We start from the raw sequence: 16,266 nt of genomic DNA, 5'->3' as shown, positions 1-16,266 counted from the left end.
CTAGCGATGTCGGAGAAAGCCACGTGCGTGACCCTCGGCCTGAGCCCGAGTTTCGGCTTCGGAGACCGGATCGGTCTGGCCACGCCGGGTCACGTCGAATCGATCCTGCGTTCGGGATCGGCGATCGAACCGATCTTCCCCCAGCAGTCGATCCGCGAGATGGTCCGGACCAACCGGACCCCCCGGCAGGTCATGGACGACGCCCTCCGTGGCGCTCGAGAAGCCGGGTGGACGGGCAAGATCGGGGCCGACGCCGATCACCTCAAGTCGACCGAGGATGTCGACGCCACGGCTGCCGTCGGATTCACCTTCTTCACGATCGACCCATCCGATCATGTCGATGCTCATGCCGACGATTACGATGAACCGACTCTCCGAGAGAGGTTCGCCGCCGTCGAGGATGAGGTCGACTGGATCGGCAATTATCGCGGTAAGTCGATCAAATTGCCCACCGGTACTGCGGTCCACCTCGATGAACGCGCCTGCCTCCGGGCGGCGGTCAAGTATGGTCGGGCCATCAACCATGCGCTCCGACTGGCCGACCACATCCGGGATGTCAACGACCGGGCCGGCCGCGACCACGAGATCGAACTCAGCGTCGACGAGACGGAGCAACCGACGACCCTTGCCGAGCACTACATCATCGCCGACCAGTGCGTCGGTCGAGGGATGAAACTGGTCAGCCTCGCACCTCGTTATATCGGCGATTTCGAGAAGGGCGTGGATTACAAGGGAGATCTGGGCGCACTCGAGCATTCGCTCCGAGATCATGCCGCGATCGCCGAGCTGGTGGGACCCTATAAGTTGAGCCTCCACTCGGGATCGGACAAGCTTTCCATGTACCCGGCCCTCTCTCGGGCGACGGGGGGTAAGTTTCACGTCAAGACGGCGGGGACGAGCTATCTGGAGGCACTCCGAGTTGTCGCCCGTCACGAGGAGGCCCTCTTCCGACGCGTGATCGACTTCGCTCGGGGTCGGTACGATCGCGACAAGGCGACATATCACGTCTCGGCCACGTTGGATTCGGCCCCTCCCACTTCAGAGGTCTCGAGCGTGGTGGAGTTGGAGAAGCTCTATCTCGAACGATGGTCGGAAGTTCCTGAAGGACGAGGATTCACGGCTCCGGGTCGGCAGATTCTCCACTGTACCTTCGGGTCGACCCTCACCAGCCCCGATCTGGGACCGGCCGTCCGGGGAGTTCTCGAGCGGCATCTGGATACCTACACCGAGGTTCTGGCCGACCACTTTGCCCGTCACCTGGATGCGCTCGGGGCCGGGATCTGATGCCATCCGCTGGAGAAATGCACGCGATGTCGGATGATTTCTTGAAGCAGCTTTTCGGTCTTGAAGGGCAGGTTGCCGTGGTCATCGGCGGCACGGGAGTCCTCTGCGGGGCGATGGCGCAGGGGCTGGCACAGGCCGGGGCGACCGTGGTCGTGGCCGGCCGCGATGCCGGGAAAGGCGCGGCTCGGGTGGCCGAGATCGAGGCCCTCGGCGGTCGGGCCTCGTTCCTCCCGGTGGATGTCATGAATCGGGAATCGATCGAGGAACTCCTCAATCAGACCCTGGAGACTCAAGGGCGGGTCGACATGCTCGTCAACGGAGCCGGGGTGAATAGCGCGAGCCCCTACCTCGAAGCGAAGGACGAGGACTGGGACCGGGTGATTGACAGCAATCTCAAGGCGGTCCACTGGGGTTGCCAGATCTTCGGCCGGGAGATGGCGAAAGCCGGGGGCGGCTCGATCCTGAACGTCGCGAGCGTCTCCTCTCATCTTCCACTATCGCGGGTCTTCGCCTACTCGGCCTCGAAGGCGGCGGTGGTCAACCTGACTCAGAATGTCGCTCGCGAGTTTGCCTCGATGGGCATCCGGGTCAATGCCCTGGCCCCCGGCTTCTTCCCGGCCGAGCAAAACCGCAAGATCCTCGATCCAGCCCGAGTCGAGAAGATCATGGCAGGGACGCCGATGGGACGATTTGGCGAGCCCCAAGAACTGGTGGGGACCACGATTTTGCTCCTCTCTAAATCGGCCGGGAGTTTCATCACCGGGGCGACTTATTACGTCGATGGCGGGTTCACGGCCATGCGTCTCTGATCCAGCCGGTCCATCGAAGGAGGCTCCTCTCGTGATCCGATCCGCCGTGACCGTCAGCCTGGTCGAAGAAGCCCGGAACGGCCCATTCGTCTTCTGGCACGACTTGACGGAAGCCTGCAAAAAGGCCCAGCAGCTCGGATTCGACGCGGTCGAGGTCTTCCCGACGGGGCCTGATGCGGTCGACTCGGCCCGGCTCAGAATCCTCCTGAACGACCACGGCCTCAGTCTCGCGGCCGTTGGCACCGGCGCGGGTTGGGTGAGGCATAAACTTCATCTCGCCCGTCCCGACGCGGAAGGAAGAGTCAAGGCACGCGACTTCATCCGATCCATCATCGACTTTGCTGGCCCTCTCCACGCCCCGGCCATCATCGGTTCCATGCAGGGACGGAGCGGCGAGGGGGTCGAGCACCCCACGGCCCTCGGTTATCTGGCCGACGCCCTCGAAGATCTGGGCGAGCACGCCCGTCAATATGGGGTTCCCCTGATCTATGAGCCCTTGAACAGGTACGAGACCGACTTGGCCAATACGCTCGACGCGGGATTGAAGATCTTACGGTCCCTCTCCACCGCGAACGTTACGCTCCTCGCCGATCTCTTCCATATGAACATCGAGGAGTTCAACGTCGCCGATTCCCTGAGGGCGGCGGGGAAGCACATCGGTCACGTCCACTTCGTCGATTCGAATCGACGGGCCGCAGGATTCGGCCACACCGACTTCGCGCCGATCGCCCAGGCCCTCCACGAGGTCGGGTTTCGGGGATATGCATCGGCCGAGGCTTTCCCGCTCCCAAATCCGGAAACCGCCGCCCTACAGACGATGCACGCCTTTCGTCGCTATTTCCGAGCCGGTGCCGACCATAACACGCCTTGAATCACCATCATCCGGGGAGTCCTTCCAGGGATGCTCAAGCACCAGCTCATCCATCCGAAAATCAACGAGATCGTGGGTCGGGCCGGGCACCATGCCCGGATCCTGATCGCCGACGGCAACTATCCGGCCTCCTCGAAAAAGGGCCCCAACGCCGAAGTGGTCTGCCTTAACTTGATGCCTGGTGTTGTCAATTGTGCCCAGGTTCTTCGCGCGATTCTTTCGGCGGTCCCGATCGACGCCATTAACACGATGGGATACGAAACCGAAGGGCCTTATGCCCTCAGCGAGGATCCGTCGGTCTGGGCCGAATATCGGAGTGTGATCTCAGAAAGCGGTCTGACAATCCCTCTCGAACCAATCTTCAAGTGGGACTTTTATGAGGCCGTCTCTACCCCCGATCATGTCCTGACCATCCAGACGGCCGATCAGCAGCGGTTCGCCAATATCCTACTCTCCGTAGGCGTGCGGATGGACTGATCGTACGTGAATGATGCCGTCGACGCCCACCAACATTTCTGGGAACTCACTCGGCCCTCCGATTAGGGTCGACTCGATGCTCCTGAAATTGCTTCGATCCGACAGAACTACTTGCTTTCGGACCTGAATCCCCTGATTCAATCGGAGAGGGTCGACCGGACAGTTTACGTCCTGATGCAAAGCGCTCCTGCCGAAAATCGATGGGCGCTCGGGCGGAAGTTGGCCGAGTTCCGATCCTACCCCAATTCGTGGGAGTTCGACATTTCGTTTAGCACGAGCCCGATGTCAACTTCCTGATCCGTCCCGACTGCCTTCGGCGACTCCTAGTACCGGGGCGCGAGATGGTCCTCTCGACGTAATGATCAAGGCTCATGATGGATTCCGGGGTGGTGGTCCGCAAGGGCCACTCAGTGGATACAATCGGTCTCCTCGGTCGGGCGATCTGTCCGCCCCGCTGATCCCGACTTCCCCGCCCCGAGGCGTCGCACGATGGTCAACATCCAGGATCTCTTCGACGACGCCAAGTGCTTCGACACCATCCGGGACATGCGGTGGCCTGACGGCGTGACCTGTCCCAAGTGCTCCTGGGACTCGGTCATCAAGAACGGCAAGGACGACACTCAGCCACTCCGTCAACGCTACGAGTGCCGGGGCTGCCGCCGACGCTTCGACGACCTCACCGACACCATCTTCGCCGGCCATCACCTGCCGCTGAGGACCTGGATCGCCTGCCTCTATCTGATGGGGCTGAACCTCTCGGGATTGCAGATCGCCCAGGAACTCGACATCAACAAGGATGATGCCCGAGCCATGATCCAGCGACTCCGACAGGGGATGGTCAACCGTTGTCCTCCGGTCGTGCTGGAGGGGGAGGTCGAGTGCGACGAAGTCTATGTGGTGGCCGGACATAAGGGTCATCCCGAGGCGGTCAAAAAAAAGGCCGCCTCCCCCGAAGGCGACGCCTGAGAGGCGAGCGAGGTCGGGGCACCCTGGCCAAGGAGAAGCCGCCGATCTTCGGGATGTTGCAGCGTGGAGGCGAGGTCGTGATCCGGATGCTGGAGAACGTCCAGCAGGTGACCATCAAGCCCCTGATCGATCGGATGATCGCCAAGGGGACGTTGGTCTACACCGATGAATACGACATCTATGGCCGCCTGGTGGAGTGGGGTTATGGCCACAAGACGGTCTGCCACGGGGCGGGCGAGTTCGCCCGGGACGACGATGGCGATGGCTTCTGCGAGGTCCATGTCAACACGCTCGAAGGGTTCTGGTCGCTGCTCCGCTCGTGGCTGCGGCCTCACCGAGGAATCCCCCAGGAGAGCCTACCGCTGTACCTGGGTTTCTTCGAGTTCGTGCACAACATCCGGGCGAGAGGAAAGCGGCTACTGGGTGCCCTGATCGGCCAATTGCTGGCACCACCCCGGAATCCATCATGAGCCATGATCAATAGTGAAAACTCTACGGGTGAACTGTAACTCGGTTCTACAATCTCTCAGAGTGATCAATTCAGGGTCGGATCGGAAGGGACCTCGCGGAGGCCCAGGAAGTCGGACAACTGGCGGGCGTTGACGGCTTTGACGACCGTGTCCCAGAGGTCCCCAGTCCCTTCCCAGAATACGTACTCCCTAGTAGCGGGGAGAGTCAGCCAGGAGTCCACACCGAATTCTCCCTCAAGCTGACCTGGGCCCCATCCCGAATAGTTTGCCAATATCATCGAGGGTTCGGTCCGGCTCAAGATGAGATCGCGAACCTTGGAGATTTCCACGGCATTGAATAGGCCCGGGAAAATCTCGAGGTCGGATTGCTCCTCGACTTCATGAAGGATCATCAACGGGCCCGAGACCGGACCTCCCAAGCTCAATGACTTATCCCAATTGAACGACTCGGAAAAAATCGTCTCGGCGATGTGCGTGACGGTCGCTTCGGTCGGGCGGTTGAGGATGACCCCCGCGGCTCCTTCCTCCGTATGATCCAACATCAAGATCACAGTTCGTCGGAAGAAGGATGAGGTAAGGCTAGGCGCGGCGATTAAGAGTTGGCCTTTAAGGGATTGCATGATTCTTCCTTGTGTTTCGACTCCTCGATCAAGCCTCGTCGAGTTCACTGACGAATTACGTCCGAGGGAGTCGCTGCTTGCCGGAGGAATACGATCGTAAATGAATGGCGATTCCGGAAGCGCGTCGGGTCGAGTTCGCTTCACGTATGTCAGTTCATTTCACACATCTGTGGTTCGGCTACTTTTTCTCCGAGTTCCCGGATATTCTTTGCTAGGGGGAAGGGACCTAATCACGGCAGCCGAGGAATAATACCTGGCAGGCTAAGATAGGGAAGCGAACCCTCGTTTGAATCGTAGCCGATTCTAGATTATCGAGGATGCTCGATTTCGCCAGGTTCGGCTCGAGGATCCTTCGCGGAACCGTCGTGCCAACCACTCGCGGGCCCGTGCTGGATCTCGTTTCGAATCGAGTGTACTTCAGGGCAGTCTGATCTCCATTCTCGCTTGGACGCCATTCGGCCAACCCCCCCCCCGGCCGGAGAAATCTAAGGCATCTACGTCCCGCGACGGCAGTCTTTCTTCAGGACTTCCATCGAATGCACGCCTCCTCCGCTTCCGAAGCGTTCTCGACCGTCGCTGAAGGCCATCAAGACCGACGGTCTCGACTCTACAAGATCATCGAGCACGCTTCGCATTTCTTGCCTGCCCAGGGCCCAATCACGGTTTTCATTCACCACAATACGCTTCACGCGTTCGAAGACCTCCACTTCGATGAAGCCGTCCAGAAGGGCGCTCGCTTCTATGGCTGCCAGCCCTATATGACCGAAGATCGCTACCGAGCCGCTCTCCAGAGGGGACGGATCGGGTTCTCGGACCTACAAGAAGTCCTGGAACTCGACTTGGGAGAGCAGGCTGAAAAGAGGTTCGGAAGTTTGGGATCGAAGCTCGACCTTCGACTGGCGATGCTTCAATATCCCCTCCAGACCGGCCCGACCGAAGAACTAGTCTGGTACGTAGCCGAGACGGACGCGCTCCGCAAAATCCGGAAGGAAGTGTCATCAGCAGTTCGCTCCCGGATGATTGCCGAGACGCGCCGATGGGTCGTGCGTGATCTCCGGGGGGGGGGCGATCCGCTCCGCCTTGGCTCGAAGTTGATCGCCGATGGACAGGTCTCCGAGAGTCTGGCCGAGTTATTCCGACGGTTCGACGGCTCGGCGATCGAAGAGTGGAATGACGAGCGTTGGGAGAGTTTCACGCTCCAGGCACTCTGGCGGATCGCCTGCGATGGTGTCCGCGAAGTACCCGCGGAGGGACCTAAACCAGGGCCGAGCATGAGGCACCGGGATCTCCTCCTGGCGTTAACGGGATTTGATGCCGATACGCAAGTTCATGATTTTCTGATTCGTTTTTGCGGTGCTTATCTCGACCAAGGGCTCGCTCCCTGGACTCTACCGGCTCGCGAGGAAGGGTTTCTCCGTTCCTTCTGCTCTCTGTACCAGGGGGCGTCCGACCCGCCCGATCGATGGCTCCGCGGCCTGGGTCTCGAACTCGCAAGGATCGTCGAACAGGGGATCCAACCCCTGGACTCGATCCTTGAATCGTTGGAAATTCTCGGGGTTCCCGAGGAGGAATACGAGAGCTTTCTCTCGGAGACGTTGCTGGCCCTCCGTGGCTGGGCTGGGATGATTCGCCAGGTGGAGAGGCATGGAGATCGGGCCGTTCATCCGATTCGTGAAGGCAGTCTCGTCGATTTCCTAGCGGTTCGACTGATCTTGGACCGATATTCGCTGACCGAGTCGGCTCGGGGTGCCCTTGGATATTGTAGGCCACTGGACGAGCTTCGCGATGAGATCCGAGGACGTTTGACGATTCCCCCGTCCGCCAGTGTCGAACAGCGTGCTTTCTTGATTTTCCAACTTGCACAGCTATTCGGCCTCTCGCCAGATCGGTTGATCGAATTCGATTCCGCCGGTTGGACGAATCTCGTGAATGAACTCGAGTCCTTCTCCGGGATCGAGCGTAGACGGGTTTTCCACCTCGCTTATGAGAAGCGATTCACGACTCATACACTCGACGCGATATCGCTTCGTTCCCGTAAGCGGGTCGGGAGGCCAGTCTCTCCAAAGTTCCAGGTTATTTGCTGCATCGATGAACGCGAGGAATCGTTCCGTCGTCATCTGGAAGAGATCGCCCCGGAGGTCGAGACTTTCGGTGTCGCGGGATTTTTCGGCGTGGCGATGTACTACAAAGGGGTCGCCGACGCGCACTTCGTCCCTCTCTGCCCGGCGATCCTCAGCCCCAAGCATTGGATGATCGAGGAACTTGTTCAGGAGCCGACCAAGATCGAGCAGATCAAGGCCGGTTGTCGTAAAGTTCTCGGACATGCCTCACATCGTTTACACGTGGGGAGTCGAGGTTTCGCATTCGGTGCACTCCTCACCGGGGCGGTAGGTTCACTGGCCGCAATACCGCTGATGGCCCGGATCCTCTTCCCAAGGCTGGCTTCGCAAATCCGCCATTATTTCGGACGGATCATCAAGGCATCTCCGCAGACTCGGCTTAGGCTAGAGCGAACCCGGCCGGAACCCGGACCCCAAGGGGCTGGTCTCGGATACTCTGTCGATGAGATGACGGACATCGCCGAGCGAATTCTCCAGGACATGGGTTTGACCAAGGGCTTCGCACGTCTGGTGGTCGTGATTGGCCATGGCTCGCATAGTCAGAACAATCCCCATATCTCTGCGTACAACTGTGGAGCCTGCGGTGGCGCCCCTGGCCAGCCCAACGCACGCGTGCTCGCGCAGTTCCTTTCCGATAAACGAGTCCGGCAAAAGCTCGGTGAACGGGGGTTGGGAATTCCCACCGATACGATTTTCGTCGCGGGTTACCACGATACCTGCAATGATTCTATTATTTTTGACGACCTGGATCACATTCCTCCGTCTCACTTTGAGGAGTTCCAGAAGGCCAGGAAGGCCCTAATCGAAGCCGGCCAGCGCAATGCGCACGAGCGATGCCGACGATTTCGATCGGCCCCGCTGAGTCTGACTTTCGAGGAGGCCAGGGAACACGTCGAGGCTCGGTCTCAAGACCTATCCGAGACTCGGCCGGAGCTTGGGCACGCGACCAATGCCATCACGATCGTCGGTCGTCGAGAATGGACGAGGGGGCTATATCTCGACCGTCGGGCGTTCCTCGCGTCCTATGATCCCTCGACCGACGACGCCGAGAATTCAATCCTGGACCGTGTCCTCTCGGCCGTCTTCCCGGTCTGCGGAGGGATCAACCTGGAGTATTACTTCTCGAATGTTGACAACGCTGGATATGGATGCGGTTCCAAACTGGCGCACAACGTGGCATCACTCTTGGGTGTGATGGACGGCGCGGCTAGCGATTTGAGGACGGGGCTTTCCTGGCAGATGGTCGAAATCCACGAGCCGCTTCGTTCGCTCTTCATAATCGAAACCACCACCGAAGCCATGCTCCGAATTATGGATCGAAACGAGGGAATTGGAAGGCTCTGCCGTAATCGGTGGATCCAGCTCGCGGTTCTCCATCCCATTGAGCGGACGATCAGCGTCTTCGTCGAAGGCGAGTTTCGCCCGTATGAGCTGCAATCCTTCACCATCCCGAAGGCGCGTACCTCGGCCGACTGGTATCGCGGATATCGGGACCACCTGGAGTTTGCAGAAATTGGCCTTTGAAGGCCAGAAATCCGGGTCGAAGATCGAGGCTCGCTAAATGTACCAGACTAAATTGCTGAATCTCCTCGGCATCTTCGTCGTAGTTTGTCCGACGATCTTGACCGCCTACCTCGGCCTTTCGTCGTTGATGGGCCGAACCCTCCAGGAATCGCGAACAACTCGCTCCATCCTCCTGGCCAACGTCTCCGGGTTGGTCGGTTGTCTGGTCATCCTGACCGTAATGCTCGCAACTGGGATCCGTCATATCACGATCGACATGGGTAATTGGGTCGTGATCTCCCATCAATATCATTTTTCGGTCAAATTCGTCTTTGATCGCCTCTCGATCCCGATGGCTATCCTCTCGTTCTCTTTCGCGGGGACGATTGGTGCCTTCGCCGACAAGTACATGCATCGCGAAGGGGGATTCAACCGATTCTTCGTCTTGTATTCGATCTTCGTGATGGGAATGGTCGTGACTTCGCTTGCTGGCACGATCGAGACACTCTTCACCGGCTGGGAACTGGTAGGGCTCTCTTCAGCTTTGCTGGTCGCATTCTTTCAGGCTCGTCCGTCTCCTTCTCGAAATGCCTTGTGGATCTGGGTGATCTACCGGATTTCCGACGCCTCGCTGTTGCTCGCCGCCGTCGTCATGCACCACATCAGTGGCGAAGGAGACTTCGATCGACTCCTGGGGGCTGGCCCTTGGCCTGAAGGATATTCGGCTCTCTCAGGATCGCAGTCTTTACTGGTGGGATTGCTTTTGTTGGCGGCGGCAGCGGGTAAATCGGCCCTGGTCCCGTTCTCGGGGTGGCTCCCGCGAGCCATGGAAGGGCCGACTCCTTCGAGCGCGGTGTTCTATGGCGCACTTTCGGTGCACCTTGGTGCATTCCTATTATTGAGGGTGAGCCCCTTACTCGACCAATCGCCGACGTTCCGGGTTGCGGTCGTTCTGATCGGCCTGAGTACCGCCGTTTTTGCTCATGTTTCCGGTAGCGTCCAGACCGACATCAAGTCGGCCCTTTCCTTCGCCTCCCTCTCTCAGGTCGGGATCATCGTCGCCGAGATCGGGTTTGGCTTGAGGTACATCGCCCTGGCTCATCTCCTGGGTCACGCCTCACTTCGGACCCTGCAGTTCATCAGGGCTCCCAGCTTACTGCATGATTACCGAACACTCGAAGATGCCATCGGCAGTCGCCTCCCAAGATCCGATCAACCTTGGCAGCGACTCGGTAAGTCGTCCCACCTCTCTCGAATCTACCGGTTTGCATTGGATCGAGGTTCTCTCGACTCACTCCTCCGGGAATATATCGTCCGGCCTTATGTCCGGGCCTTCCACTGGTGCGACTCGACCGAAGAACGTTGGACCGATTTCATCGATGGCGAGAGATCGCGAGAATCCAGCGTCATCCGTCCTCAATATGGATCGATCGAAGAACTCTCATGAACCTCTCGACCGTCCCCTGGCTCGAACTGGCGATCGCGGCGGCGCTCCTCGGCTCACTCTTTGTCGCGTTCTGTCGCGATCCCAATCGGGCTTATCGGTGGGCCCTCGGGTTTACAGGAGCTTCCTTCGTCTTCTCGTTCCTCGCCTGGCTCACGAACTACGCCGGAGCGTCGTCAGGAGAAGTATCCACCTGGAGTGTCCAGCCGGTCTTTTTCGGACGCGTTCTCTTCAGTCTCGATGAACTTAGTGCCCCTCTGGTTCCCGCCATCGCGTTGCTCCACCTGCTGACTGCTCTCGCGACACCACGAACCCACATGCGGCGATTCTCATTCTCGTGGTCGTTGACAACGGAGGCGATCAGCCTCTCCACCTTCAGCAGTCAAGAGCCCTGGCTGCTGATCGGCCTCCTGGCGATCTCGACGATTCCTCCATTCGTGGAGTTGCTGATCCGCCGCAGGCCGACAAGGGTATATGTCCTCCACATGACGCTTTTCGTCGGGCTTCTCTTGCTGGGGTGGTCTGCGGTCGGCCTTAGCGGCGAGCCTTCGGGATGGGCGACCTGGTGGGCAACGATTCCACTGCTGTTTGCGATCCTAGTCCGCTGCGGTACCGTGCCGGTTCATTGCTGGCTGACTGACTGGTTCGAACATGCTTCTTTCGGCATCGCCATCTTATTCGTCATGCCACTCAGTGGCGTTTACGCGGCGATTCGCTTGGTCCTTCCGATCGGCCCAGGGTGGGTCTTGCAGAGTATCGGGCTCGCATCTCTCCTCACGGCCGTTTACGCCGCCGGAATGGCCACGATCCAGACCGATACGCGACGTTTCTTTGCCCATCTCTTCTTGAGCCACTCCTCTTTAGTCCTCGTTGGATTAGAGTTGCATACCCAACTATCTCTGACGGGAAGCCTGTGTCTCTGGTTCTCGGTCATCCTCTCGCTGGGTGGTTTTGGCCTCTCGCTCCGGGCCCTGGAGGGTCGATTCGGACGCCTTCCCCTGCGTGAATATCGCGGCCTTTACGACCACTCTCCCACCCTGGCAGTCTGCTTCCTCCTGACCGGCTTGGCAAGCGTGGGATTTCCGGGGACGCTCGGTTTCATCTCGACCGAACTTCTGGTTGACAGCGCGATCGGTGCGAATCCCTACGCAGGCATCGCGGTGATCGCCGCGGCCGCCTTGAATGGTATCGCCGTGGTCCGGGCCTACTTGATACTCTTCACCGGCGCTCGGCACGTCTCGACGGTCTCGCTCGGACTCGGCCTTCGTGAGCGAGTTGCTGTCTTGACGCTGGCGGCGTTGATACTGGGAGGAGGGTTGATGCCACAACCTGGAGTTTCAACCAGGGAGCGTGCCGCCGAAGCGATCCTGGTCGATCGTCAGAGACATGCCGACCGTCGCATTTCCTCTCGAGCCACGATTTCAGCGAGACTAAAGTCAGGGGTCCACCGGCCGTCCAGTACTCGCTGATTCTTCGGATCTGAATGATCATCGAAGACAAGTCTGAACCATTCTACGCCTTCTCAATCGCTCGAATGGACTCAATCCGGATGATGCTGATTTGATCGTTGTTTTTTTATCGCGATCATGTCAAGATCGGCTATTGTCCGTCCCGTATCGAGCGATGGGGCGTAATAGGCCCAGATCGTCCGAATGAGGCGATCATTGGGAAATGATCTCATTGGCCAAATGTGTGCGGCGATGGGCTGCTGATTAACCTAACTTGAACAGTAAGTTCAAGTTTAATATGGGGCAAGTCACGCCTCATCAAAGATCCGGCTGTACGGATAATCTTCTCCGTAGCAGAGGTCATTCCGGTTGGCGTCGAACGGGGGCCATCATGGCCGAACTCGAAGTCTCGCCCGGCTTTGGGAAGTCCAAAGTTGATTTTCTGGGGAGTCATCCCGAGAAATCCACGGAACTTGCACCTTTCAGCCATTCCATTTCGGATCAAACCGAGCCTTTTCTTAGGCAAGGTCTCGACAATGCGTCGGATGAAGCCGCGAGTCTACAATTCCTATCACTCGATCCACCTGGTCGCCCCGACTCGTTCGGACGCCTGACTCATTACGAGCTTCTGAGAGTGATCGGCCGAGGCGCCATGGGTGTGGTCGTTCGAGCTTTCGATACTCAGTTGAACCGCACAGTCGCCATCAAGTTGATGACTCCTCATTTGATGGCGAGCGATCAAGCCGTCAATCGATTTATTCGCGAGGCTCGGGCTGCCGCGGCGATCAACCATCCCAATGTAGTGACGATTCACGCGGTCGCCGAACATGTTGGGATACCCTTCTTGGTGATGGAGTACGTCGATGGTCGGTCACTCATGGATCGTATCCGTTCCGACAGACCCCTGACGACGAGCGAGATTCTCCGCATCAGCCTCCAAATTTCGGATGGACTTGCCGCGGCTCATCGTCAAGGCGTCATCCATCGGGATATCAAGCCTGCTAATATCATGCTGGAGGATCAGATCGATCGGGTGAAGATTACCGATTTCGGACTGGCACGCGTCCTCCTCGATCAATCCGAATTGACATCGCAAGGTGTAGTGGTCGGGACACCGGCTTATATGTCCCCGGAACAGGTCAATGGCCAGCCCTTGGATCAGCGGAGCGATCTTTTCAGCCTCGGATGCGTGATGTACGCGATGACGACCGGGCATTCTCCGTTTCGAGGAGAGAATGCCCTGGGGACGGCTCGTCGGATCACGTCGCAGAAACATGTTTCGCTTCGAGTACTCAATAAAGCCATACCAGGCTCTTTTATCAAGATCGTCGATCGATTGCTGGAAAAAGACCCGTCCGATCGCTTCCAATCTGCTCAAGAAGTGGTCGATCAATTGACGGTTCACCTCGCCCAGATCAACCATCATGGGGATTCCCTCTATGAACATCCCGAACCGAAGCCGGACAAGAAGAAATTCACCGCGCTACTTCTGATCGGTTTCGCCATGGTAGTTGGAATCTTGGCGTTGATCGTCTATTCGAAGACCGACGACAACTTGTTTGATCGGCGGAATTGGGCAGTCACCTCGGAACCAAAACAGAGGATTATCACCGTTTCAATGGCGGGGAATGCAGATTATCGGAGCATCGTGGATGCGATCGGCCACGCCACTAAGAACCAGATCATCCACGTTTTGGATCCGGGGCCTTATGAATCGATACTCCCGACGATTCAAGGGAACCGCCTAGAAGGCCTGACACTTATCTCCACGGCCTCGACGATCCTGAGGTCTTCCGGGACTCAACCGGTGATCAAGATCGTTGGGACATCGCGAGTTGTGATCCACGGATTTCGAATCGAAGCCGCCACAAATCAGCACGCACTGGAGATTTCAGGACACTGTCCTGGCGTTCGAATCGAGGGATGCGAATTGGTCAGTCCTCTGGACTCGGGTCTCGGAGTCATAAACCTGCATGAAGGGGCGAGGGGTACGGAGGACTCGCCAATTCGTTTGAAGGACCTGAGTATTCGGGGCGGAGGGGTCGGACTGGTAGTCGGTGGGCAGAACGAACGAGTCCCCGTCCGATACATCGAGGTTACGGACAGCAAGTTCCGAACCGCGAGTCCAGTCTTCGGTCATCCCATCGTCATTCAGTATGCCAACCGACAGATCACCATTATGCGAAATGTACTCTCCACCGGACTTTCCGCGATCAGTTTAATGTTCCCTGATCCGCAAAGCGTATCAGACGTCATCATCGCCGAGAACTCTTTCGGTGATGTAGAACTGGCCTTCTCGCTCAACAACTCGTCGGCCGATCAGGGTATCTCGATTCAGAATAATCTGATCGTGGACGCTACCAAGATCGCTTTTCCCGGTCCTGACTTCGGTCCATTCGCCGGCTGGTTTCGAGAGAATCGCTGGGAACGAGGTAAGGATTTTAACTCGGCCTTAGGACCTTTCTTCGATGATCCGGGCGACTCTCTCTCGCTACTTCCCCGTGATCCCGACAGAGACAATTATCTCATCCCACCGACCTCTAGAAGGTCGAACTCTCGATGACCTCCCCGGCTTTTTCAAGACGGGACAAAAGCTCAGCGACAGATTGACGAAATTTTCAGGGGCCTTAGTCTTCGAATTATCGATAATGGATTTTCGGTGGAAGAGATTTATGTTTTGATGATGTCGGTGGTGGGATTGGAAATCTCAGGAACGAGAGGGATAGCAATTCGATGAGGAACTCACTCCCTCGGTCCAGTCGATGAGTCTACTTGCCTCCCCTCCAGACGGATACGTTCATCTGAATGTCGCCGCTACTCGGCTTTCTTGCCTGGATCACGGCCTCAAAGCAAAGCCCACACCGCGTTCTTATCCAGATATCCTTTATTCGGGTCGGGTGGGGATGACCGTCTTTTTTAACCGAACTGTCCTAGAGGATCTCTCGAGATGAAGCAAGAGAAGCATCGTGTTGCGCCGAGCTCTCCGAGTGTGGAAACCGAAAAGCAAGCCTTGTCCCCTCGAGCTCACGGAAACTTATATGCCAGCTATGGTGGCCAACATGAAGCGCAATACCCTGGCTCCATAATGACCCTCTCGGGCCTCTCGCCTTCTGATGCATGGCAGTCATCGATCAGGGATGTCGCCCCGAAATCCTCGAAGGTCCCCCTCCGAGTCATCCACGTCACACTCGCGATGATCCCCGCTGGGATCGATCGCTGGCTAACCGCTCTGATTAGATACGCCGATCCAAATCGCATAAAATTTTTGCGCTGTGTTGTCACGACCGATTTGGTGGATCGGAATCAACTGTCGAGGGTCGGTGTTCCGGTCGAGATCGGCGGACGTGATAGCATTCGGCGAGCGTCTCAGGACTGTGACATTCTTCTGATCTCCGATCCCGGTGACGATCCTGATTGGGTTGACGAGATTCGGCCGGGGCAAGGTGTCTTCGTCGCTCACGGTGATGGATCATGGACTCGTAAGCGTATGGAGAAATTGGCGCCGGCGATCGATCATGTGATCGCAGTAAGCCATCAAGTTCAAGAGTCGATCTGCGACGGATTTTCCTCCACCGTCATCACCAATGGAGTCGACCCGATTCACCTCACTCGTAGTCGACCGCTCGACGAATTTCGGGCAGGTTTGGGCTTTCAACCCTCCGACTTCGTAGTCGGCTTTGTCGGGCGATTTTCACCCGAGAAGAATCCTTCCGCCGTGATCGAGGCACTCGCGGGCCTGCCACCCCACTTCAAAGCGTTAATGGTCGGCTTCGGACCGCTTCGCTCTGAACTGATCGAATTAGCCAATGCGACGATTCCGGGCCGATTCGTGTTTGCCCGAGGCGAGGAGTATCTGGGTGATTACTACGGCGCGATGAATGCCTTTTGCATGCCCTCGTATACGGAAGGATATGGCCTTGCAATAATGGAGGCGATGATGTGCGGAAAGCCTCCGATCGTGAGCAGGGTTGGTTTCGTGAAGGACGCGATCATCGACCGGGTCAACGGGCTAGTGGTCGCAGGCGACGCTCGTTCGATCCGCGATGCCGCGATCCTACTCGACACCCATCGTGAGTGGGCTGCCGGGGTCGGATTTCAAGCTGCTGCTTATGCCGATCGTCATGGACATGCTTTGACGATGGCGAGACGCTACGCCGAAACATTGGAATCGCTCTGGGCGGCACGATCTCTCAAACCTGAGCGGTCACCATCCACGAACGGTAAACATAAGGGAAAATCGATCGTTTGCTGACA

10 protein-coding genes and 1 pseudogene are annotated in these 16,266 nt (G+C 57.9%); 10 read left to right on the top strand and 1 reads right to left on the bottom strand.

Annotated features, from left to right (window positions below; genetic code table 11):
- Positions 1–6 precede the first annotated feature (6 nt).
- From P12x_RS21040 to P12x_RS21020, 5 genes and pseudogenes are all read left to right on the top strand, one after another.
- Positions 7–1,284, top strand: a complete 1,278-nt coding sequence (locus P12x_RS21040; protein WP_435006709.1) for a tagaturonate epimerase family protein — start codon at positions 7–9, stop codon at positions 1,282–1,284.
- 26 nt (positions 1,285–1,310) lie between these two features.
- Entirely contained in the window at positions 1,311–2,093 is a 783-nt protein-coding gene (locus P12x_RS21035; RefSeq protein ID WP_435006708.1) for an SDR family oxidoreductase, read from the top strand.
- Positions 2,094–2,124: 31 nt separating this feature from the next.
- The gene (locus P12x_RS21030; protein WP_435006706.1) at positions 2,125–2,964 is read left to right on the top strand and encodes a TIM barrel protein; all 840 of its coding nucleotides are present in this window, start codon (positions 2,125–2,127) and stop codon (positions 2,962–2,964) included.
- 30 nt (positions 2,965–2,994) lie between these two features.
- A complete protein-coding gene (locus tag P12x_RS21025; RefSeq protein ID WP_435006705.1) occupies positions 2,995–3,441 on the top strand; it encodes an RbsD/FucU family protein in 447 nt (148 codons plus the stop codon).
- 489 nt (positions 3,442–3,930) lie between these two features.
- Positions 3,931–4,877, top strand: a pseudogene (locus P12x_RS21020) (IS1595 family transposase).
- Positions 4,878–4,942: 65 nt separating this feature from the next.
- On the opposite strand, the gene P12x_RS21015 reads toward P12x_RS21020, so the two are convergent.
- Positions 4,943–5,497 carry a YqgE/AlgH family protein gene (locus P12x_RS21015; protein WP_435006704.1) on the bottom strand — a complete coding sequence of 185 codons (555 nt, stop codon included), beginning with the start codon at positions 5,495–5,497 and terminating at the stop codon, positions 4,943–4,945.
- A 536-nt stretch (positions 5,498–6,033) separates the two neighbouring features.
- Here P12x_RS21015 and P12x_RS21010 point away from each other — a divergent pair.
- The 5 genes from P12x_RS21010 (at position 6,034) to P12x_RS20990 (ending at position 16,264) form a co-directional block, all read left to right on the top strand.
- A complete protein-coding gene (locus tag P12x_RS21010) occupies positions 6,034–9,141 on the top strand; it encodes a DUF2309 domain-containing protein (RefSeq protein ID WP_435006703.1) in 3,108 nt (1,035 codons plus the stop codon).
- Between the two features lie 37 nt (positions 9,142–9,178).
- On the top strand, positions 9,179–10,567 hold the full coding sequence (locus P12x_RS21005) for a proton-conducting transporter transmembrane domain-containing protein (RefSeq protein WP_435006701.1): 1,389 nt from the start codon (positions 9,179–9,181) through the stop codon (positions 10,565–10,567).
- Entirely contained in the window at positions 10,564–12,033 is a 1,470-nt protein-coding gene (locus P12x_RS21000; protein ID WP_435006699.1) for a proton-conducting transporter transmembrane domain-containing protein, read from the top strand. The genes P12x_RS21005 and P12x_RS21000 overlap by 4 nt, the downstream gene beginning before the upstream one ends.
- Positions 12,034–12,403: 370 nt before the next feature.
- The gene (locus P12x_RS20995; RefSeq protein WP_435006697.1) at positions 12,404–14,575 is read left to right on the top strand and encodes a protein kinase domain-containing protein; all 2,172 of its coding nucleotides are present in this window, start codon (positions 12,404–12,406) and stop codon (positions 14,573–14,575) included.
- 384 nt (positions 14,576–14,959) lie between these two features.
- Complete coding sequence (locus tag P12x_RS20990; protein WP_435006696.1) at positions 14,960–16,264, top strand: glycosyltransferase family 4 protein; 1,305 nt, start codon at positions 14,960–14,962, stop codon at positions 16,262–16,264.
- Positions 16,265–16,266 lie beyond the last annotated feature (2 nt).

The organism is Tundrisphaera lichenicola (assembly GCF_051175385.1).
GTDB classification, from domain to species: domain Bacteria; phylum Planctomycetota; class Planctomycetia; order Isosphaerales; family Isosphaeraceae; genus Tundrisphaera; species Tundrisphaera lichenicola.
The sequence above is the reverse complement of the archived record's forward strand: the minus strand, read 5'-3'. Positions and strand labels throughout refer to the sequence as shown.